At 71.2% G+C, this 18,328-nt stretch carries 19 protein-coding genes; 6 read left to right on the forward strand and 13 right to left on the reverse strand.

The genetic code is table 11. The annotated features are described in order from the left end of the window. Positions 1-203 precede the first annotated feature (203 nt). Both ACOCMH_RS11300 and pedF read right to left on the reverse strand, forming a co-directional pair. Entirely contained in the window at positions 204-1,109 is a 906-nt protein-coding gene (locus tag ACOCMH_RS11300) for a substrate-binding periplasmic protein (protein ID WP_427307058.1), read from the reverse strand. A gap of 76 nt (positions 1,110-1,185) precedes the next feature. After that, on the reverse strand, positions 1,186-1,665 hold the full coding sequence (gene pedF / locus ACOCMH_RS11305; RefSeq protein WP_427307059.1) for a cytochrome c-550 PedF: 480 nt from the start codon (positions 1,663-1,665) through the stop codon (positions 1,186-1,188). Positions 1,666-1,938: 273 nt separating this feature from the next. Here pedF and ACOCMH_RS11310 point away from each other — a divergent pair, with 273 nt between their 5' ends. Then, entirely contained in the window at positions 1,939-3,945 is a 2,007-nt protein-coding gene (locus ACOCMH_RS11310) for a sigma-54-dependent Fis family transcriptional regulator (protein ID WP_427307060.1), read from the forward strand. A gap of 25 nt (positions 3,946-3,970) precedes the next feature. On the opposite strand, the gene ACOCMH_RS11315 is transcribed toward ACOCMH_RS11310, so the two are convergent. After that, entirely contained in the window at positions 3,971-4,933 is a 963-nt protein-coding gene (locus ACOCMH_RS11315) for an MBL fold metallo-hydrolase (RefSeq protein ID WP_427307061.1), read from the reverse strand. Further along, positions 4,933-5,871, reverse strand: coding sequence for an alpha/beta fold hydrolase (locus tag ACOCMH_RS11320; protein ID WP_427307062.1), 939 nt, complete (start codon positions 5,869-5,871; stop codon positions 4,933-4,935). The genes ACOCMH_RS11315 and ACOCMH_RS11320 overlap by 1 nt, the downstream gene beginning before the upstream one ends. Before the next feature lie 84 nt (positions 5,872-5,955). Here ACOCMH_RS11320 and pqqA point away from each other — a divergent pair, with 84 nt between their 5' ends. The 5 genes from pqqA to pqqE all read left to right on the forward strand — a co-directional run bounded on the left by pqqA (position 5,956) and on the right by pqqE (position 9,117). After that, entirely contained in the window at positions 5,956-6,030 is a 75-nt protein-coding gene (gene pqqA, locus ACOCMH_RS11325; protein ID WP_012355514.1) for a pyrroloquinoline quinone precursor peptide PqqA, read from the forward strand. A 79-nt stretch (positions 6,031-6,109) separates the two neighbouring features. Further along, complete coding sequence (gene pqqB, locus ACOCMH_RS11330) at positions 6,110-7,027, forward strand: pyrroloquinoline quinone biosynthesis protein PqqB (RefSeq protein WP_427307063.1); 918 nt, start codon at positions 6,110-6,112, stop codon at positions 7,025-7,027. Further along, the gene (pqqC, locus tag ACOCMH_RS11335; protein ID WP_427307064.1) at positions 7,024-7,716 is read left to right on the forward strand and encodes a pyrroloquinoline-quinone synthase PqqC; all 693 of its coding nucleotides are present in this window, start codon (positions 7,024-7,026) and stop codon (positions 7,714-7,716) included. The genes pqqB and pqqC overlap by 4 nt, the downstream gene beginning before the upstream one ends. Beyond that, a complete protein-coding gene (pqqD, locus tag ACOCMH_RS11340) occupies positions 7,713-7,985 on the forward strand; it encodes a pyrroloquinoline quinone biosynthesis peptide chaperone PqqD (RefSeq protein WP_171513049.1) in 273 nt (90 codons plus the stop codon). Before pqqC ends, pqqD begins: the two co-directional genes overlap by 4 nt. After that, positions 7,957-9,117 carry a pyrroloquinoline quinone biosynthesis protein PqqE gene (pqqE, locus tag ACOCMH_RS11345; RefSeq protein WP_427307065.1) on the forward strand — a complete coding sequence of 387 codons (1,161 nt, stop codon included), beginning with the start codon at positions 7,957-7,959 and terminating at the stop codon, positions 9,115-9,117. The genes pqqD and pqqE overlap by 29 nt, the downstream gene beginning before the upstream one ends. Before the next feature lie 116 nt (positions 9,118-9,233). Here pqqE and ACOCMH_RS11350 read toward each other — a convergent pair whose 3' ends face one another. The 9 genes from ACOCMH_RS11350 to ACOCMH_RS11390 all read right to left on the reverse strand — a co-directional run bounded on the left by ACOCMH_RS11350 (position 9,234) and on the right by ACOCMH_RS11390 (position 18,168). Then, positions 9,234-9,557 carry a c-type cytochrome gene (locus ACOCMH_RS11350; protein ID WP_427307066.1) on the reverse strand — a complete coding sequence of 108 codons (324 nt, stop codon included), beginning with the start codon at positions 9,555-9,557 and terminating at the stop codon, positions 9,234-9,236. A gap of 97 nt (positions 9,558-9,654) precedes the next feature. Then, on the reverse strand, positions 9,655-11,406 hold the full coding sequence (locus tag ACOCMH_RS11355) for a PQQ-dependent methanol/ethanol family dehydrogenase (protein WP_427307067.1): 1,752 nt from the start codon (positions 11,404-11,406) through the stop codon (positions 9,655-9,657). 195 nt (positions 11,407-11,601) lie between these two features. Continuing rightward, positions 11,602-12,573 carry a quinoprotein relay system zinc metallohydrolase 1 gene (locus ACOCMH_RS11360; RefSeq protein WP_427307068.1) on the reverse strand — a complete coding sequence of 324 codons (972 nt, stop codon included), beginning with the start codon at positions 12,571-12,573 and terminating at the stop codon, positions 11,602-11,604. Further along, positions 12,570-13,361, reverse strand: a complete 792-nt coding sequence (locus ACOCMH_RS11365) for a quinoprotein dehydrogenase-associated SoxYZ-like carrier (protein ID WP_427307069.1) — start codon at positions 13,359-13,361, stop codon at positions 12,570-12,572. The genes ACOCMH_RS11360 and ACOCMH_RS11365 overlap by 4 nt, the downstream gene beginning before the upstream one ends. Continuing rightward, positions 13,358-14,206 carry an ABC transporter permease gene (locus tag ACOCMH_RS11370; RefSeq protein ID WP_427307070.1) on the reverse strand — a complete coding sequence of 283 codons (849 nt, stop codon included), beginning with the start codon at positions 14,204-14,206 and terminating at the stop codon, positions 13,358-13,360. Before ACOCMH_RS11370 ends, ACOCMH_RS11365 begins: the two co-directional genes overlap by 4 nt. A gap of 9 nt (positions 14,207-14,215) precedes the next feature. Then, positions 14,216-15,394, reverse strand: a complete 1,179-nt coding sequence (locus tag ACOCMH_RS11375; RefSeq protein ID WP_427307071.1) for a branched-chain amino acid ABC transporter substrate-binding protein — start codon at positions 15,392-15,394, stop codon at positions 14,216-14,218. Then, positions 15,387-16,406 carry a PQQ-dependent catabolism-associated beta-propeller protein gene (locus ACOCMH_RS11380; RefSeq protein WP_427307072.1) on the reverse strand — a complete coding sequence of 340 codons (1,020 nt, stop codon included), beginning with the start codon at positions 16,404-16,406 and terminating at the stop codon, positions 15,387-15,389. Before ACOCMH_RS11380 ends, ACOCMH_RS11375 begins: the two co-directional genes overlap by 8 nt. After that, the gene (locus ACOCMH_RS11385) at positions 16,403-17,188 is read right to left on the reverse strand and encodes an ABC transporter ATP-binding protein (RefSeq protein ID WP_427307073.1); all 786 of its coding nucleotides are present in this window, start codon (positions 17,186-17,188) and stop codon (positions 16,403-16,405) included. Before ACOCMH_RS11385 ends, ACOCMH_RS11380 begins: the two co-directional genes overlap by 4 nt. Further along, positions 17,185-18,168: a tripartite tricarboxylate transporter substrate binding protein gene (locus tag ACOCMH_RS11390; protein WP_427307074.1), complete on the reverse strand. Its 984-nt coding sequence runs from the start codon at positions 18,166-18,168 to the stop codon at positions 17,185-17,187. The genes ACOCMH_RS11385 and ACOCMH_RS11390 overlap by 4 nt, the downstream gene beginning before the upstream one ends. Between the last annotated feature and the right edge of the window lie 160 nt (positions 18,169-18,328).

Consider the following 18,328-nt stretch of genomic DNA (forward strand, 5'->3'; position numbering starts at 1 on the left):
ATGCCCTTCCCCCGCAATTCCCGTTCCTGCCCGCGGCAATGTGCTGCGGCGATGGCAAGGGCGCCGCCGGAACGCCGCAAAGCCGCGCTACGCCTGGGCTGGCGGCCCATGCACGGGCCCGTCTCGCCGCGCTGCGACGCCGGCTCGCATGCATTCTTTACAACGCTCCGCCAGTCAGCCAGGGCGGCGCCGGCCCGCCCTGCTCACGGCGCCTGCATCGAGACGCCGTAGCCGCCAAAGATGCGCGCCAGCTCGCCGTTGCCGCGCAGGGTGTCCAGCGCCGTCTGCAGGGCTTCGGCCAGCTCGCGTTCGCCGGCCTTGACCGCCATGCCGACGGCCCAGCCGCGCGGCGGCAGCAGCGGCGCGTTGATGTCGGTGGCGGCATAGCGGCTGGCAGCGTGACCGCCCGCCTTGAGCGCGCTTTCGTACTGCGCGCGCGTCACCAGCGCCGCGGCGATCTCGCCGGCGAACAGGGCATCCAGCGCGGTGGCGGCTTCGGGATAGATCTTGACCCGATCCCGCAGCGCACCGCCGCCCGCTGACAGCAGCGCATTGGCCCCGGCCGAACCCGCGGCCGCGCCGGTGGGCTGGCCGGCCAGGTCTTCCAGGCCGCGCACGTCGGGGACTCGCTCGCGGTCCTGCACCAGCACGAAGGTCTCGCGGTAGTAAGGGGCGATGATCAGCGCCTTGTCGTTGGCGCGCATGAAGGCGCGGTCGACCGGCACGTGCAGCATGACGTCGGCCGGCCCGTAGCCCAGGTAATGGCCGCGCCAGACCATCGCGCGCAGGTCGTCCGACATGTTCTCGTCGGCATCGAACGGCATCAGTGCCACCGACAGGCCCAGCGCCTTGCCCAGCGCCTGCGCCAGCGCCACGTCGATGCCGGCGTACTGGCTGCCGGCCATCGATGAGAACGGCGGCAGGCCCTTGTACACCGCCACCTTCAGCGTGCCGGCCTGGCGGATCCGGGCTAGGTCGGCGTGCGCCGGCGACGGACCGAGCAGCGCGGCGGCCGTCAGCAGTAGCGGGCCGAGCCAGCGCAGGACACGCGGCGGCGCCGCGAGGGAGGACAAGGTAAGCCGCGGGCCGCGGCCAGGGCTGGCAGGCATTGGCATCTCTCCAGTCAATCGAAGGGGCCCGGCCGCCGGGTGCCGGCAGCGGGGCATGGATGGCGCCGGTCGGCGCTTACTCGTGGCGCGATTCCAGGTAGGTCTTGATGGCCCAGACTGCTTCCTGGCTCAGCACGCCGTCGAACGGCGGCATGTAGACGCGGCCGTCGCGGGTGCGGCCCTTGCGCACGGTGGTGGTGTAGAACTGCGAGATCTCGCTCAGGCACGCCTGCTTCTTCCTGGGATCCGCGAGGGCGGCACAGTCGCTGTCCAGCTTGCGCAGGTCGGGCGCAATCCCGCCCGATACCGCCTCCAGCCCGTGGCAGCGCGCGCAGTTCTGGTTGTAGGCCGACGAGCCGATGCGCAGCGCCTCTTTGTGCGCATCGCCGCTACGGTAGGGATTGTCCGGACGCCATTCGTCGCCCAGCTGTGGTAACGCTTTGGTATCGACGGCCTGGGGCGTGACATCGCCGTGGGCCAGCACCGGGCCGGTGGAAAAAGCGGTCAGGGACGCGCAAAGCGAGAGCAAGGCGAGCAGGCGGCGCTGCGTTTTCATGGATGTCTCCTACAGTGATGAGGCTGGCTTTGGTTTGCCCCATTTCCGCAAGAGCCATACCAACGCGGCGGCACGGCAAAATGCCGGGTTCGGCGGGGACTTTAGCGAGGCTTTAGCGGCCCCGCGGCACCCGGGCCACGCCGCGGTGTCCCGGAATGCCACACCCTGGCAAGTGTTTTGCTTCAACACGCAACACTGTCGAGCGCGCACCTGGCGCGGCCGGCAGCGACCCGCGCACAGATCGCGGGCGGACTTTCCACAGGAGACCGAGACATGACCATCCAGCCGGATCCGGCCCGCGCGCAAGCGGACGCCCCGGGTGACGCCGGGCAGCACGACCGCGCCGAACTGATCGCCCAGGCCCACCAGCGCTCGGAGTCTTACGGCCTGCGCCCCTACGAATCGCCGGACTTCTGCCCGGTGCTGCAGAGCGAGCTGAAGACCCGGATCGAACGCAGCCAGTCGCTGTTCACCTATGCGCTGCCGGTGATGGAGACGCTCCACGACCAGATCGTCGACACCCAGAGCATGATCATCCTGACCGACGCCGATGGCCTGATCCTGCACGCCATGGGCGACGATGACTTCCTGGCCCGTGCCGACAAGATCTCGCTGCGTCCAGGCTCGGAGTGGTCGGAGGCGCGCCGCGGCACCAACGCCATCGGCACCGCGCTGGCCGAGAACCAGGCCACGCTGGTCCACGGCGCCGACCATTACCTGGAGGCCAACCAGTTCCTGACCTGCTCGTGCATGCCGATCCTGGACCCTTACGGCAAGACCGTGGGGGCGCTGGACGTGACCGGCGACCAGCGCAGCTTCCACAAGCACACCATGGCGCTGGTGCGGATGTCGGCGCAGATGATCGAGAACCAGCTGTTCGGCAATGCCTTCCGCGACATGGTGTGCATCCGCTTCCATTCGCGCGCCGAGTTCCTCGGCACGCTGGTCGAGGGCATCGTCTCGTTCACGCCCGGCGGGCGCTTCCTGTCGGCCAACCGCAGCGGCCAGTTCCAGCTTGGCCTGTCCAACGGCGCGCTGCAGGCGCATACCTTCTCGTCGCTGTTCGGGCTGTCGATGTCGCAGCTGTTCGACGCGGCGCGGGCGGCCCATGCCGGCATCGTGCAGCTGCACTTGCCCAGCGGCGTCAAGGTCAGCGCGCGCGTGGAATGGAAGTCGCCGGCCGCGGCGCTTCCCGGCGGCAGCGAGGCCCGCCACGCGGGCACGCACGGCGCCGCGGCCATGCCGCGCAGCCTGTCGGCGGGCCCGGCGCCCTCGCCCGGGCTGGATGCGCTGGACACGGGGGACGCCCAGATCCGCGCCGTGATCGGCAAGCTGCGCAAGGTCATCGGCAAGGACATCCCGGTGATGGTGCTGGGCGAAACCGGCACCGGCAAGGAACTGATGGCGCGCGCCATCCACGCCGACAGTGCGCGCCGCGCCGGCCCCTTCATCGCGGTGAACTGCGCCTCGATCCCGGAAAACCTGATCGAGTCGGAGCTGTTCGGCTACGAGGAAGGCGCCTTCACCGGCGCCCGCAAGAAAGGCGGCATCGGCAAGATGCTGCTGGCCAATGACGGCACGCTGTTTCTCGACGAAATCGGCGACATGCCGCTGCACCTGCAGGGCCGCCTGCTGCGCGCGCTGCAGGAGCGCGCGGTGTCGCCGCTGGGCAGCAGCAAGGTGATCCACATCGATGTCTCGGTGGTGTGCGCCACCAACCGCAACCTGCGCGAGCTGGTCGCCAACGGCCAGTTCCGCGAAGACCTGTACTACCGTCTCAACGGACTGGTGGTGCGGCTGCCGGCCCTGCGCGAGCGCAGCGACCTCGACGTGGTCGCCGCCAGGCTGCTGTGCCAGGACCACGGCGGCAACGCGGCGGACGAGCCGCCCCGGATCAGCGACGCGGTGATGGCGCTGTTCCGCCGCTACCACTGGCCCGGCAATATCCGCCAGCTGGGCAACCTGCTGCGCACCGCGCGGCTGATGGCCGAAGGCGAAGCCGAGATCACCGCGGACCACCTGCCCGACGACTTCCTTGACGACCTGCGAGAGCCGGCGGCTGGCATGGCCGCGGCGACCGCGCCGGCCCTTCCGCCCGGCGCCATGTTGCCGGGCGCGCAGCCGACGCGGCTGGCCGAGGTCGAGGCGATGGCGATCGTGGCCACGGTCAAGGCCCACAACGGCAATATCTCGGCGGCGGCGAAGGCGCTGGGGATCTCGCGCAACACCGTCTACCGCAAGATGGAAGAGGCGCGCGGGTTGCCGCACCAGGCCGGCTGAGCTTGCGGTGCACTGGCCGCCGCCGTCAGCCTGGCGGCCCGCCCTGCATCCACAAGTCTTCCAGCTGGCGCCAGGCGCGCTGCACGTTGAGCGGGTGGCGCGCCTGGAAATGGCGCCACTGCCGGAACGCATCCGCCGCCACGGCATCCACGGCATGCGAGGCATCGCGGCCCGCGGCGAGGGCGGCGCCGATGCCATCGGCCAGCGCATCGAGATAAGCCAGCGTCGGCACCAGCGTCTGCGCGGGCGTGCCGGCCGCGGTGGCGACGACGGTGTCTGCCGGCAGCGCGCCCAGTTGACGCAGCGCCTGGCGCCAACCCTGCAGCGAAGCTTCCTGCATCTCCGGCACCCGTTCGCGGTACGCCAGGCCCCCTGCGCATAGCAGTCGCAACTGCGGCGCATACAGCACGGTATCCGACGCACTGTGCGCCGGCGCGTGCACCTGCACCTGCCACGCGGTCTCACCGGTCTGCAGCCAGCCGCCGGCCCGCAGCGCCGGCTCAGGCAACACGATGGCGGTGCCGCGCATGGCAGCGCGGCCGAGCTGCGCTGTCAAACGGTCCAGGCAGTCCGCGCACCGTTGCCGCATCAACGCGGCGGTGGCGGCGGACGCCAGGAACGCCGGCCGCGGCCGCAGCCCGGCAAAGGCGGCGTTGGCCAGCACATGTTCCGGATGGGCGTGGGTGTTGACCACCCAGCGCACCGGCTGCGGCGTCAGCGCCCTGATGGCGCCAAGCAGCGCGTTGCCCCACGCCGCGTGCGGCCCGGGATCGACCACCAGCACGCCCGCGCGCGTGACATGGACCAGGCTGGGCACCACCGTGCCGGCGTTGGCGCGCAGGGCTTCGGCATTGTGGGCGCGGGCGACGTAGACGCCTGGCTGCAACCGGGACAGCGTCACACGCCCACCTGCGGCAGCGGCAGGCGGCCAGGCATCGAGCGCCAGCGCCAGCGTGGCTCCCAGAAAACCGCGCCGCGTGGCCGCCATCAACGCTGCCAGGCGCAGGCACGGATGGCGGCCGCCAGCGCGTCGCGCATGGCGCCCTCGGCCAGGTGCCCGCCGTCCACCCATTGCAGCCGCGCCGCCGGCATGGCCTGCTGCAGCCGCCAGGCATTGGCGGGCCGGCAGACCGCGTCGGCACGGCCATGCAGCAGCGTCACCGGCATGCCATGCGTGGCGATGTCGCGTGCCGCGCGCAGCACGGCCGGCTTGCCCAGCCCGGCGCGGTGGCGCAGGTAGTGCGCCTGGATGCGGTACTTGCGCACCGTGGCCAGTCGCTCGCGCGCCGCCGGCTTGTGTCCCTGCGCGACCCCGCGCAGGCCGAGCCGTTCCAGTTCGAGCCGGCGCCACGCCGCCGCGGTGTCCTGTTTTTGAACAGCCGTCCCACTTTGGAGCAGTCGTGACACGGTGAGCAGCCGCGCGCGCGCTTCGGGCAGCCGCTCGCCCGCCGGCGCAATGCGACGCAGCATGCCGGCGCCGCCAGCGCGCGGCGCGAACAACCCGAGCACGTCGTCGCGCCCGGTCAGGAAGGCGCCCCGCAACACCAGCGCCGCCACCGCATGCGGGCAGCGCGCGGCGTAGGCCAGCGCCAGCGCCGCGCCCCACGATCCCCCCGCCACGCCCCAGCGCGCGATGCCCAGCGCGCGGCGCAACTGTTCGAGGTCGGCCAGCAGCGCGCCGACGTTATTGCGGCGCAGGCCGCCCGCCGGCGTCGAGCGGCCGGCGCCGCGCTGGTCGGGCATCACCACGCGGTGCCGTTGCGGATCGAACCATGCCGCCATCGACGCCGCACAGCCGCTGCCGGGCCCGCCATGCAGCACCAGCCAGGGCTCGCCCTGTGGCGGCCCGTCAAGCAACACGTGCAGGCGCTGGACGTCCGGGGTGCGCAGGTAGAAGGCGGTGCGGGTCAGGGTCATGTCGGGCATGGTTGTTGCCTTTCAGGGCATCGCGGCAGCGACGCTGCCATGCCGCGACGATATTCACTAACCATGCCACCCAAGGAGACCACCATGACCTGGACCACGCCCGCCTACACCGAGCTGCGGCTCGGCTTTGAAATCACGATGTATATCGCCAACCGCTGACCGGCCGCGGCTGCCGCAGGGGCGCCGGTGCCGGCGCCTGCGCGCTGAAGCCGCGAGCCAATCCTCGAGCGCTCGCGCCATGACCACCATCCGGGTATTGGGCTCGGCCGCCGGCGGCGGCTTCCCGCAATGGAACTGCAATTGCCGCAACTGCGACGGCGTGCGCCGCGGCACCGTGCGCGCCACGCCGCGCACGCAATCGTCGATCGCGCTGAGCGGCGACGGCCCGCAAGCCATCCTGGTCAATGCCTCGCCCGACATCCTGCAGCAGTTGCGCCAGACACCCGCACTGCAACCCGGCCGCACCGCGCGCGACACCGCGATTGCCGCGGTGCTGCTGATGGACGCGCAGATCGACCACGTCACCGGCCTGCTGATGCTGCGCGAACACCGCCAGGCGCTGCCGCTCTATGCCACCGCCAGCGTGCTCGAAGACCTGGCCGAGGCGTTCCCGCTGAGCCGCATCCTGGCGCACTACTGCGGCCTGCAGCAGCATGCGCTGCCCTGCGACGGCACGGCGTTCTCGGTGCCGCCGCTGGACGGCGTGGCCCTGACCGCGATACCGCTGCAAAGCAAGGCGCCGCCCTACTCGCCCAAGCGACACGCGCCGCGCCCCGGCGACAACATCGGCCTGCGCATCGAGGACCGCCGCAGTGGCCGCAGCGCCTTCTACGCACCCGGCCTGGGCCAGGTCGACGACCACGTCTTCGCGCAGCTGCGCAGCGCCGACGTGGTGCTGGTCGACGGCACCTTCTGGCGCGACGACGAAATGCAGGCACTGGGCTTCTCCGGGCGCAGCGCCGCCGACATGGGCCACCTGGCCTTGTCCGGGCCGGGCGGGATGATCGAGGTGCTGGACCGGCTGCCCGCCAGCCGCAAGGTTCTCATCCACATCAACAATACCAATCCGGTGCTGGCGCAAGACTCGCCCGAGCATGCCGAGCTGGCCCGGCACGGCATCGAACTGGCCTACGACGGCATGGAAATCACGCTATGACAGCCACCGTTGCATGGAGTCCGGCCGAGTTCGAGGCGCGCCTGCGCGCGCGCGAGCATGGCTACCACATCCACCATCCGTTCAACCGGCGCATGGCGGCGGGCGAATGTAGCCCCGAGCAGATTCGCGCCTGGGTGGCCAACCGCTTCTACTACCAGGCCAGCATTCCGCTGAAGGATGCCGCGATCCTGTCCAACTGCCCGGACCGTGCCACGCGCCGCGAATGGGTAGTGCGCATCCTCGACCATGATGGCACCGACAACCGCCCCGGCGGCATCGAGGCCTGGCTGCGGCTTGGCGAGGCCGTCGGCCTGGAGCGCGACGCGCTGCTGAGCCACCGGCAGGTGCTGCCGGGGGTGCGCTTCGCCGTCGACGCCTATGTCAACTTCGCGCGCCGCGCGCCGTGGCAGGAGGCGGTGTGTTCGTCGCTGACCGAGATGTTCGCGCCGAAGATCCACCAGGAGCGGCTGACCGGCTGGCCAGCGCACTATCCGTGGATCGAGGCCGGCGGGCTGGACTATTTCCGCTCGCGCATCCCGCTCGCGCAGCGCGACGTCGACCACGGCCTGCGCGTGACGCTGGACTACTTCCGCAGCGCCGCGCAACAGCAACGCGCCCTTGACATCCTGCAGTTCAAGCTCGACGTGCTGTGGTCGATGCTCGACGCGATCCAGCACGCCAACCCATGACAGCCAGCACGCAAGACCTCGCCACCCCGACCCTGCACCGGACCTTCCGCCTGCAGTGGGAAGCATCGCAGCAGAGCTGGGTGCTGCTGTATCCGGAAGGGATGGTCACCCTCAACGACAGCGCCGCGGCCATCCTGCAGCGCTGCGACGGCAGCCATACCCTCGACATGCTGATCGACGACCTGCAAGCCGCGTTTGGCGTGCAGGGCATCGCGCCGGAGGTCCACGCCTTTGTCAAACATGCCACCGAACGCGGCTGGCTGGTCTGAGCCGGCGCCGCCCGGCCCGCCGCTGTGGCTGCTGGCGGAGCTGACCTACCGTTGCCCGCTGCACTGCGCGTTCTGCTCCAATCCGGTCGACTATGCCCGCCATGCCGAGGAACTCGACACCGCGCAGTGGTGCGACGTATTCAGCCAGGCGCGCGCGCTGGGCGCGGTGCAGCTGGGCCTGTCCGGCGGCGAGCCGCTGCTGCGCAAGGACCTCGAGGCGCTGGTGCGCCATGCGCATGGCCTCGGCTTCTACACCAACCTGATCACCTCCGGCGTAGGGCTGACCGATGCCCGCCTGGCCGCGCTGCGCGAGGCGGGCCTGGACCATATCCAGCTGTCGTTCCAGGACTCGACGCGCGAACTCAATGACTTCCTGTCCAGCACCCGCACGTTCGAACTGAAGCAACGCGTGGCCAGGCTGATCAAGGCGCACGGCTACCCGATGGTGATGAACTGCGTGCTGCACCGGCACAACCTGCCGCACGTCGGCACCATCATCGAGCTGGCCCTGCAGCTGGGCGCCGAATACCTGGAGCTGGCCAATACGCAGTACTACGGCTGGGCCTGGGAAAACCGGCTGGCGCTGATGCCGACCCACGAACAGCTGCGCGACGCCGAGGCCGTGGTGCAGCAGTACCGCGCGCGCATCGGCAGGCAGTGCCAGATCCTGTTCGTAGTGCCGGATTATTTCGAGGCGCGGCCCAAGAAATGCATGAACGGCTGGGGCACCACCTTCCTGGGCGTGGCGCCGGACGGCACCGCGCTGCCATGCCACGCGGCCCGCATGCTGCCTGACCTGGCGCTACCCAGCGTCAAGGCCGAAACGCTGCGCGACATCTGGCACGACAGCGACGCGTTCCGCCGCTTTCGCGGCACACAATGGATGCCGCAGCCGTGCCGCTCCTGCGAGCACAGCGAAGCCGATCTCGGCGGCTGCCGCTGCCAGGCCTTCCTGGTTACCGGCGATGCCGCCGCGACCGACCCCGTTTGCGCGCATGCGCCCGCGCACGGCAGGATCGCGGAAATCGTGCTGGAGGGGCGCCTGGCGGCAGCGCAGGCGCGCGAGTATCCGCTAGTGTTCCGTAGCGACGGCAACTCATTGCGGTTAAGCGGGGCACGCAGGGACGATTGAGCCGGGGGCATCAGCGTCTTTGGCGCCGCCGCCGCAGGCGGGCCCTGCGCCGGCCCCCGACGCCGGCGCCGGCCCCGCGTCCGACGCAGCGGCCGCCGCCAACGCACCGTCCCGGCTCAGCCGACGCCCAGCACCCACTCCGCCAGCTTCTTCGCATCGTCCTCTCCCAGGTTGCCATGCGCCGGCATGGGAATCCGGCCCCACGCGCCCTTGCCGCCCTCCCGGATCTTTTTCGCCAGCGTGGCGGCCGCCTGGCCGTCGCCCTTGTAGCGGGCCGCTACCTCGGCAAAGCCAGGGCCCACCAGTTTCGACTGCATGCCATGGCAGGAAAAGCAGCCGCTCTTGTCGGCCAGCGCCTGCATCTCCGCCGCCGTGGCGGCCAGCGCCGCGCCCGGCAGCATCGCGCCAGCCGCCGCCAGCGCCATCCATTCTTTCTTCATACCTGTATCCCGATCGGATGCTGTTGCTATGGTGCCCGGCGCACGCACGCATCGATGATGCGATGGCGCGCGCCGGGTTGTGTCACCGCGTTCCCGTTCAGCTCTTGTGCAGCTTGAACACCCATACCGAGCCGCCCTGCTCCAGGAAATTCACGCGCTTGGCCACCTCGCCGCCCCACAGCGGCACCGCGCCGCCCCAACCCGACACCACGGCCACGAACTGTTCGCCGTTCTCTTCCCACGTGACCGGCGGCGCGACCACGCCGCTGCCGGTCTGGAACTGCCACAGCTCCTTGCCGGTCCTGGCGTCGGCGGCCTTCAGGTAGCCTTCCGGCGTGCCCCAGAACACCAGCCCGCCGGCGGTGGTCATCGCGCCGCCCCACAGCGGCGCGCTGTTCTTGACCTCCCAGACGATCTTGCCGGTCTTCGGGTTGATCGCGCGCAGCGAGCCGATGTAGTCCTCGTTCAGCGGCTGGATGGTGAAGCCCGCGCCCAGGAACGCGGCGCCCTTCTTGTAGCTGATGGGCTCGTTCCAGATGTCCATGCCCCACTCGTTGGCCGGCACGTAGAACAGGCCGGTCTGCGGGCTGTAGGCCATCGGCTGCTGGTTCTTGCCGCCCAGGAAACCCGGCGCCGCGAACACCGACTTGCCCTTCTTCTCGCCGTTGCTGGCGGCGGGGTCGCCGGGGCGGCCCTCGGCGATGTAGTTGGGGCGGCCGCTCTTCAGGTCGATGCCGGTGGCCCAGGTGATCTTCTTGACGAAGGGGAAGGCGTTGACCAGCTTGCCGTTGCGCGCGTCGTTGACGTAGAAGAAGCCATTGCGGTCGGCCTTGCCGCCCATGCGCTTGCCGTCCAGGTCGAAGGTGACGAACTCATTCACGCCGTCGAAGTCCCAGCCGTCGTTCGGCGTGTTCTGGTAGTGCCAGACGATCTTGCCGGTGGCGGGGTCGAGCGCCACGGTCGAGGCGGAATAGAGGTTGTCGCCCTTGCGGATGTGGCTGTTCCACGGGCCGGGATTGCCGGTGCCGAAGTAGGCCAGGCCGGTCGCCGGATCATAGGTGCCGCCCAGCCACGTGGCCGCGCCGCCGGTCTTCCAGGTCTCGCCGGGCCAACTGGCGTTCAGGGTGCCGGTCATGCCGATCTCGGTCTTGTTGCCGTCCTTGTCGTACTTGTAGCCCATGTGGCCTTCGACCACCGGCCGCGACCACACCAGCTGCCCGGTCTTCGCGTCGCGCGCCTCGACGCGGCCGACCACGCCGAACTCGCCGCCCGAGATGCCGGTCAGCACCAGGCCCTTGGCCACCAGCGGCGCGGCCGTGTACGAATAGCCGGCCGCGTAGTCTTCCAGCTTCTCTTTCCACACCACCTTGCCGCTGGTCTGGTCCAGCGCCACCAGCTGCGCGTCGAGCGTGCCGAAGATGACCAGGTTGTCGTACAGCGCCGCGCCGCGGTTGACCACGTCGCAGCACGGCATGATGCCTTCGGGCAGGCGATGCTCGTATTTCCACAGCTTGCGCCCGGTCTTCGCATCGAGCGCGTAGATGCGCGAGTATGAGGCGGTGACGAACATCTTGCCGTCATGGATCAGCGGCTGCGCTTCCTGCCCGCGCTGTTTCTCGCCGCCGAACGAGAACGACCACGCCGGCACCAGCTGGCCCACGTTCTTCGTATTGATGCGCGTCAGCGTGGAATAGCGCTGGCCCTGCGGGCCCATGCCCCACGACAGCACGTCGCCGGGGCTCTTCGCGTCGTTCTCGATCATGGCGTCGCTCACCGCTGCCTGCGCGGCAACGCTTGCCGCGGCGGCCGCGATTGCCGCGACCGCCAGACCTACTCGTAACGTCCTCATTGCCATCTCCTCTCTTGTTTTGGATTTCGCTGGTGCGCCACTGCGCCACACACCAGCACGCAAATGGCAAATCCCATGCCAGTGGGCTGGCGGCCTGAAGCGGCGCCGCGCGGGCCGGCACCCTGGCCGCGGCCCGCGCCAGCGTGCAACACTGCGTTGCAGCTGCGCCAGAATTGAACAGCCGCCGCCGGCCCTTCATTGGCCCAGCGCGGCTTCCTCGTGCGCCGGGTAGAGATGGGTCACGTTGCGCAGGTACTCCGCCGGCATCGCGCCCCAATGCGCAAAGGGCTCGGGCACGGGCATGGCCATAACCTCGGCCAGGTCGCGCCCCTGCACCGCGGCCTCGCGCAGGCGCGTATCGAGCCATTGCAGGTAGGCGCGCGTCTGCGCGATGGCTTCCGCACCGCCCAGCGCGGGCCCGTGGCTGGGAACCAGCACGCGCGCCCCGCTCTGCTCCATCAATGCCTGCAGCCGGGCGAGGCTGTCGAGCCAGCGGCCGATGTGCGCGTGCGGCGTGGTCGGAATGCGCTGGCGGAACACCAGCCCGCCGGCAAAGACGACGCCGGCGCCGCGGTCCAGCAGCACCAGGTCCGCGTCGGTATGGCCTTCCAGGCGGATCAGCTCCAGCGTGCGGCGGCCGAGCCTGCGCGGGCCCGGCGCCAGCGCGTGCACCGGCGGCGCGGGCTCGGTGCCGCGCATCCAGTCGCCGCACAGGCGGTAGAGGTTGTCGGCATAGGCGGCGGCTTCGCGTCGCGCCCCGTCGATGGTGCCGGGCAGCGCGCTGGCGCCCACGTCGGCATAGGCCTGGTTGCCGAAGAAATAATCGGGATGCTGGTTCAGGTTCAACACCAGCCGTACCGGCGCGCCGGTGACCGCGGCGATGGCGCGGCGCTGCTGCGCGCCATACTCGCGCGACGGGCCGGTGTTGATCACCACCACGCCGTCGCCGGTGTCGATGAAAGCGGTATTGATGATGTTGCAGCCGTTGGCCGGAGCGAAGTCGGCATTGGCGCCTTCCAGCAGCCATACGCCGGCGGCGATCTCGCGCGGGGCCAGGCGGTAGTCGGGCGGCTGCGCGGGGGCCGCGGGGGCTGGGTCTGCCACAGGGGCCGCGCAAGCCGCCGTCGCGGCCAGCCACAGCAGCACTGACGGCAACGCCCGCTTCATGGCGACACCCGCGCCGCGATGCGGTTGCCGTTGTTGTCGTGGCCGGCCACGGTCATGCCGGGCACCACCGCGTCGCGCAGGTCGAACGAGAAGATCGGGTTCTCGGCCACGGGCTCGTGCAAGGCCAGCCGCAACAGCGGCTGCCGGGCGGCGTCGGCCAGCACCAGGGTCTCGATATGGAACGCGGGGATGCCGGCTACCAGGCCGGTGTCCATCGGATGCATCACGCGCAGCCGCACCCGTGCGCCGGCATCGCCCAGGCCGGGGAACACGCGCGCTTCGACCCGGTTGAGGGTGCGGCTCCAGCTGCCGTCGCTGCGGCTGGCGCCCGGCACGGTGCAGCCACCGCCGCCGGCGTCGACCCAGGCGCTGCCGACATGCCAGGTGCCGTCGCGGGTGCGCGCCGCGACCCGCACCGGCGAGGCCTGCTCCAGCTTGAAGCGGAACGACAGCGACGGCCGCGCGCGCAGCGGCTCGAACACCAGCACCGCGCGGATCGGGTTGCGGTCCACCGCCACCACGATGCGGTCGACCTCGCCCAGCGCCGACGCGTCAAAGGCAATCGGCACGCGCATGGGGTCTTCCGCAAAGGCCGGCCCGGTGACCTTGACCCGGCTGTCGAACACCACCGGGCCGTGCTCCAGCAGCTCCTTGTGGATCCACGCCCATTGCGGCGACTGCAGCGGATCGCTGCGCGCGAGCACGGCATCCGTGACGGCTGCGGCCGGGCTGGCAAGGCCCAGCCATGCCAGCGCCAGCAGCGCCATGCCTTGCCGGCGGCCCGTCATGCCGGTTGCCCGCGGCGCGCCATGCCGCGCTGCGGATCGTAGCCCCACAGCGCCAGCATGAAGCACACCACCGCGCTGCCCGCGACGATGGCCAGGCTGTGCAGCGCAAGCTGCCCGTACAGCGCAAAGCGGATCGCCTCGACCGCATGCGTGAACGGGTTCAGGCGCGCCAGCTGGTACACCGCCTCGGCGCCCGCTTCCTGCAGCCGCCACAGCGGGTACAGCGCCGAGCTGATGAAGAACATCGGGAAGATGACGAAGTTCATGGTGCCGGCAAAATTTTCCAGCTGGCGCACATGGACCGAAAGCAGCAGCCCGAGCGCGCCCAGCATCAGCGCGGCCAGCGTCATCGCGCCCAGGCCGGCCAGCAGGTGCAGCGGCACGAAGCGGATGCCGAAGGCCGCCGCCACCAGCAGGAACGCCGCCATCTGCAGCAGCGACAGCACCGTGCCCGCCGCCAGCTTGCAGCCCAGCAGCCAGCCGCGCGGCAGCGGCGCGGTCAGCAGCAGCCGCATCACGCCCATCTCGCGGTCGTACACCATGGCCAGCGACGACTGCATGCCGTTGAACAGCGCGATCATGCCCAGCAGCCCGGGCGCGACATAGACCTGGTATTCGATATAGGTGTCGTACGGCGGCGCGATGGCGACCCCCAGCGCGTTCTGGAAGCCCGCGGCGAACACCAGCAGCCACAGCAGCGGGCGCACCAGTGACGACAGCAGGCGGCCGGGCTGGCGCAGGTACTTGCGCAGCTCGCGCCCGCAAACCGCGCGCAGTGCGCGCCAGCGATGGCTCTGGGCCGCAGGCATGGTGGCAGGCAAGGTGTCAGGCAAGGTGTCAGGCATGGGCGGGGGTCATGTGGGGGCGCGGCATGCCGTGTCGGGTTCGTCCGCGCCCAGGGTGTCGAGGTTGTTCTTCGGATGCAACACGCCTTCGGCCGGCGCCGTGCCGACCACGCCGTCCGGGTGGGCCAGCAGCAGCGGCTGGCGCAGCTGGCGGTCCCAGCGCCGGAACGACAGCGGCGGGCCCTTGAAGCCGTCCACCACCACCTGCCCCGTGGCCAGCGCCTGCGCCTGCGCGGCAAAGCCCGCGGGCTGCCGCACCACGCTCTCGGCAATGGCCTTGACCGCAACCCAGGCGGCCCAGTCGTAGCCGGTCATCGCCCGGCCCGCGGCCCGGATGAAGCGCCGGTTGAGCTGCGGCCCGCCGTTGCGCTCCCAGGCCCAGTGCCAGGCCTGCGCGCCCAGGCCGCTCGCGCCCACCACCGGGCGCGGCAGCTGCGTGGCGTAGGGCAGGCCGCGCGCGAACTCGCCGTCGGCGTCGGCCACCACCACCACGTCGTAGTCCACGCCGCCGCTCAGCAACCTGACATTGGCCTGGTCGCGCTCGCGCGGATCGTTGGACAGCCGGAAGGCGCGCTGGCCGGCCCACGCGATGCCGAAGCGCCGCGCCGCGCCCACCAGCGCGTCGCGCTGCGCGGCGTCGGCCGGGGACGGCCCGCTCAGCAGCAAGGCGCGGCGCCACTTGCGCGCGGCCAGGTACTGCATCAACGCGTCGGCGCGCATGCGCTGGCTCGGCAGCGTATGCAGCAGGACCGGCGCGCAGCCGGCGCCGCGCAGCGTATCGTCGTCGGCCGAGACATTGAACAGCAGCGCCTCGCCCGGCTTGACCGCGCCTGCCGCGGCCCGCACCGAAGCCGGCGGCAGGTCCAGCAGGATAAAGCGCGTGCCCTGGCGCGCCAGCGCCGCGACCAGCGTGGCCACCTCGGCTTCGGTGCGGGCCTGCTGCCCCTCGATCCTGAGCGACTGGCCCGCGGCCTCCAGCGCAACGCGCGCTTCCGCCGCCGCTACCTGGGCGCCATCGAGCGCGCGGCCCTGCGGCTGGTCGGGATAGCGCTGCGCCAGGCGCCGCGGCGCGTAGCGGGCATCATCGGCCAGCGACACCACCGCCACGCGCACCGCCGCCGCGTGCAGCGGCGCCGGCAGCGCCAATGCGAGCGCGCATGCCAGCATGGCCAGCGCGCGCTCAGTCATCGATCGCCACCGAATGCGGCACGCGGCCCGCCTTGAGCGTGGCCACCGCCTTGCGGCTGGCGGTGTCGACCACGCTGACGTCGTCGGACAGCCCGTTGGCGACGTAGAGCCGGGCGTCGTCGCGGCTCAGCGCCAGCCCCCAGGCGCGCCGGCCCACCAGCACGTAGTCCTGCACGCGGCGCGACGCCACCTCCACCACCGCGACATGGTTGGCGCGGCCCAGCCCGATATAGGCATGCGTGCCGTCGCCGCGCGCCGCCATCCCGACCGGCGTCACGTCTTCGGCGCGCATGCCGCGCGGCGCGAAGGCAATGGTCTGGACCACCTCCAGCGTATCGGTGCGGATCACGCTGACGCTGGCCGACAACTCGTTGGACACCCACAGCTCCTTGCCGCCGCGCACCAGCAGCAGCCGCCGCGGCCGGTTGCCGACGCGGATATTGCGCACCACCTTGCGCGCGGCCACGTCGACCACATGGACCAGGTTGGCGACCTCGGAGGCCACATACACCTGCCGTCCGTCCGCGCTGACCCTGACGCCTTCGGGCTCCTCGCCCACCCCGACCGCGAACACGCGCTTGCCGGAGCCGGTGTCATAGGCCGACAGCAGCGCGTCCTCTTCGTTCGAGACATAGAGGGTGCGGCCATCGGGGCTGAGGTCGAACAGCTCCGGATCGTCGCCGACCGGCAGCGACGCCACGGTCTTGCGGGTGGCCACGTCGACCACGTCGACGCGGTGGTCGTCGCTGCAGGCCACGTACAGGCGCGCGCGGTCGGGCGACAGCTGCAGGTGGCGGGGGCGCCTGCACTGGCGCCATGCCGCCAGCTGCTGGCCGCTGCGGGCATCGTAGACGGTCAGCGCATCGTCTTTTTCGCTGGAGACAAAGACCTGCCGGGTCGCGGCGCGCGCGGCGCCACCCTGCGCGCCCTCGGCCAGGCCGGCGGCGACCAGCAACGCGGTGGCCAGCAGCCAGGCGCCCGCAAACCAGACAGGGGATGGCATCGGCTTCATGCGGGTATCTCCGTTTGCGCCGTCGCGGCGGCGCGGACTGGCGGCGTCATGGCAAGGAAGGCGGCTTCGAGCGTGGTGGCGGCGGTGGCGCCCAGCAGCGCGGCCGGGGTGCCGTCGAAGCGCACCGCGCCGCGGTCCAGCACGATCACGCGATCGGCCTGCTCCACCTCCTGCACCAGGTGGGTGGCCCAGAGCACGCCGGCCCCGGCATCCCGCGCCAGCCGCCGCGCCTCGGCCAGCAATTGCACCCGCGAGGCCGGGTCCAGTCCCACTGTGGGCTCGTCCAGCAGCAGCATCGCCGGTTCGTGCAGCAGCGCGCGCGCCAGCTCGACCTTGCGCCGGCTGCCGCCCGACAGCTCGCGCACCGGGGCCTGCGCGCGCGTCGCCAGGCCGAAGGCCTGCAGCAGGCGCGCGCTGCGCTGCGCCGCCACGCGGCGCGGCACGCCATGCAGGTCGGCATGGAAGCGCAGGTTGGCCAGCACCGGCAGATCCAGGTCGATGGCCGGCTGCTGGAACACGATGCCCAGCTGCGCCAGCGCGCGCGCGGGCTCGCGCCGCATGTCGCGGCCCATCACCGTGACCTGCCCGGCATCGGCGACGAACAGGCCGCTGAGGATCTGGAACAGCGTGGTCTTGCCCGCGCCGTTGGGTCCCAGCAGCGCCACGAACTCGCCGCGCCGCACGCACAGCGAGACCCCGTCCAGCGCCACGCGGGCGCCGAATGCCTTGCGCACGGCGTCGCACGCGAGCGCCGGCGTCGCCAGGGATGGCATTGCGCTCATAGCTGCGCCTTCGCCCGCGCCGTGCCCGCGCGCTCGGCAAAGATGCGTTCGGTCTCCCACGCCTGGCGCAGGAAGGCTTCATATTGCGCGGTGCCCAGGTAAGTCAGTTCCTGGTCGTAGCGGGCCAGCTCGGCAAGATGGCGCGGCTGCTGCATGGCAACACGGAAGGCGTCGTGCAGGCGCCGGACAATGGCGGCATCGGTGCCGCGCGGCACACCGATGCCGTAAGGCGAATTGTGGACCGCATCGGCGAAGCCCAGCTCGGCCACGGTCGGCACGTCGGGCCAGCGCGCCGAACGCTGCGCGCTGAACACCGCCAGCAGGCGCAGCTTGCCGGCCTCGACGAACGGCGCGAAGCCGGTGGAATTGACGCCCGCCATCAGCGAGCCGTTGGCCACCGCCAGCATCTGGTCGGCGGTGCCGTGGTACGGCACGTGGATATAGCGCACGCCGCTGCGGCCGAGCACGTCTTCCATCGCCAGGTGGGCAGTGGTGCCGATGCCGGTGGAGCCCACCGTCAGCTGGCCCGGATGCGCGCGGCCCCACGCAATCAGGTCGCGCAGCGAGCGCCAGGGGCTGCCGGCGGGCACCACGATGCCGAAGGTATAGCCGGAGATCATCAGCACCGGCTGGATGTCGCGCAGCGGCTGCCAGGCAGTCTTCTGCTGATGCGGGAACCGGTACACCGTCAGCGGCAGCTGGGCGATGGTGTAGCCGTCGGGCCGCGCCGCGGCCAGCAAGCCGCCCACCAGCGTGCCGCCGGCGCCGGGGCGGTTCTCCACCACGATCGGCTGCCCCAGTTCGCGCCCGGCCAGCTCGGCCAGGATGCGCATCGAGATATCGGTGGCGCCGCCGGCCGGCCACGGCACCACCAGCGTGACCGGGCGCGACGGGTACGCAGGCGCGCCCTCGGCCCGCGCATTGGCCGCCGGCCCCAGGCCAAGACAGATCGACAGCAGGCAGGCAAGGCAACGGAACATGGCGCAGGCACCGACGGGGTTGGGATGGGGAGGGACAGAGCAAGGCCGATACCAGCTGCGGCGCAGCACGGCACCGCGCAGGTGGCCGCGCGTTGCGTGGCCGCGGCGCGCGCCACTGCAGACCGGCGCGCCATGGCGCTGCGTGGTGCGGTGCGCCGCG

It is taken from the genome of Cupriavidus sp. H39 (assembly GCF_050271075.1).
Classification (GTDB): Bacteria; Pseudomonadota; Gammaproteobacteria; order Burkholderiales; family Burkholderiaceae; genus Cupriavidus; species Cupriavidus necator_B.

Bases quoted from the DNA above. Each gene is read 5' to 3' on its own strand.
- ACOCMH_RS11300 (WP_427307058.1), bottom strand. From the start codon at position 1,109: ATGCCTGCCAGCCCTGGCCGCGGCCCGCGGCTTACCTTGTCCTCCCTC.
- pedF (WP_427307059.1), bottom strand. From the start codon at position 1,665: ATGAAAACGCAGCGCCGCCTGCTCGCCTTGCTCTCGCTTTGCGCGTCC.
- ACOCMH_RS11310 (WP_427307060.1), top strand. From the start codon at position 1,939: ATGACCATCCAGCCGGATCCGGCCCGCGCGCAAGCGGACGCCCCGGGT.
- ACOCMH_RS11315 (WP_427307061.1), bottom strand. From the start codon at position 4,933: ATGGCGGCCACGCGGCGCGGTTTTCTGGGAGCCACGCTGGCGCTGGCG.
- ACOCMH_RS11320 (WP_427307062.1), bottom strand. From the start codon at position 5,871: ATGCCCGACATGACCCTGACCCGCACCGCCTTCTACCTGCGCACCCCG.
- pqqB (WP_427307063.1), top strand. From the start codon at position 6,110: ATGACCACCATCCGGGTATTGGGCTCGGCCGCCGGCGGCGGCTTCCCG.
- pqqC (WP_427307064.1), top strand. From the start codon at position 7,024: ATGACAGCCACCGTTGCATGGAGTCCGGCCGAGTTCGAGGCGCGCCTG.
- pqqD (WP_171513049.1), top strand. From the start codon at position 7,713: ATGACAGCCAGCACGCAAGACCTCGCCACCCCGACCCTGCACCGGACC.
- pqqE (WP_427307065.1), top strand. From the start codon at position 7,957: ATGCCACCGAACGCGGCTGGCTGGTCTGAGCCGGCGCCGCCCGGCCCG.
- ACOCMH_RS11350 (WP_427307066.1), bottom strand. From the start codon at position 9,557: ATGAAGAAAGAATGGATGGCGCTGGCGGCGGCTGGCGCGATGCTGCCG.
- ACOCMH_RS11355 (WP_427307067.1), bottom strand. From the start codon at position 11,406: ATGAGGACGTTACGAGTAGGTCTGGCGGTCGCGGCAATCGCGGCCGCC.
- ACOCMH_RS11360 (WP_427307068.1), bottom strand. From the start codon at position 12,573: ATGAAGCGGGCGTTGCCGTCAGTGCTGCTGTGGCTGGCCGCGACGGCG.
- ACOCMH_RS11365 (WP_427307069.1), bottom strand. From the start codon at position 13,361: ATGACGGGCCGCCGGCAAGGCATGGCGCTGCTGGCGCTGGCATGGCTG.
- ACOCMH_RS11370 (WP_427307070.1), bottom strand. From the start codon at position 14,206: ATGCCTGACACCTTGCCTGACACCTTGCCTGCCACCATGCCTGCGGCC.
- ACOCMH_RS11375 (WP_427307071.1), bottom strand. From the start codon at position 15,394: ATGACTGAGCGCGCGCTGGCCATGCTGGCATGCGCGCTCGCATTGGCG.
- ACOCMH_RS11380 (WP_427307072.1), bottom strand. From the start codon at position 16,406: ATGAAGCCGATGCCATCCCCTGTCTGGTTTGCGGGCGCCTGGCTGCTG.
- ACOCMH_RS11385 (WP_427307073.1), bottom strand. From the start codon at position 17,188: ATGAGCGCAATGCCATCCCTGGCGACGCCGGCGCTCGCGTGCGACGCC.
- ACOCMH_RS11390 (WP_427307074.1), bottom strand. From the start codon at position 18,168: ATGTTCCGTTGCCTTGCCTGCCTGCTGTCGATCTGTCTTGGCCTGGGG.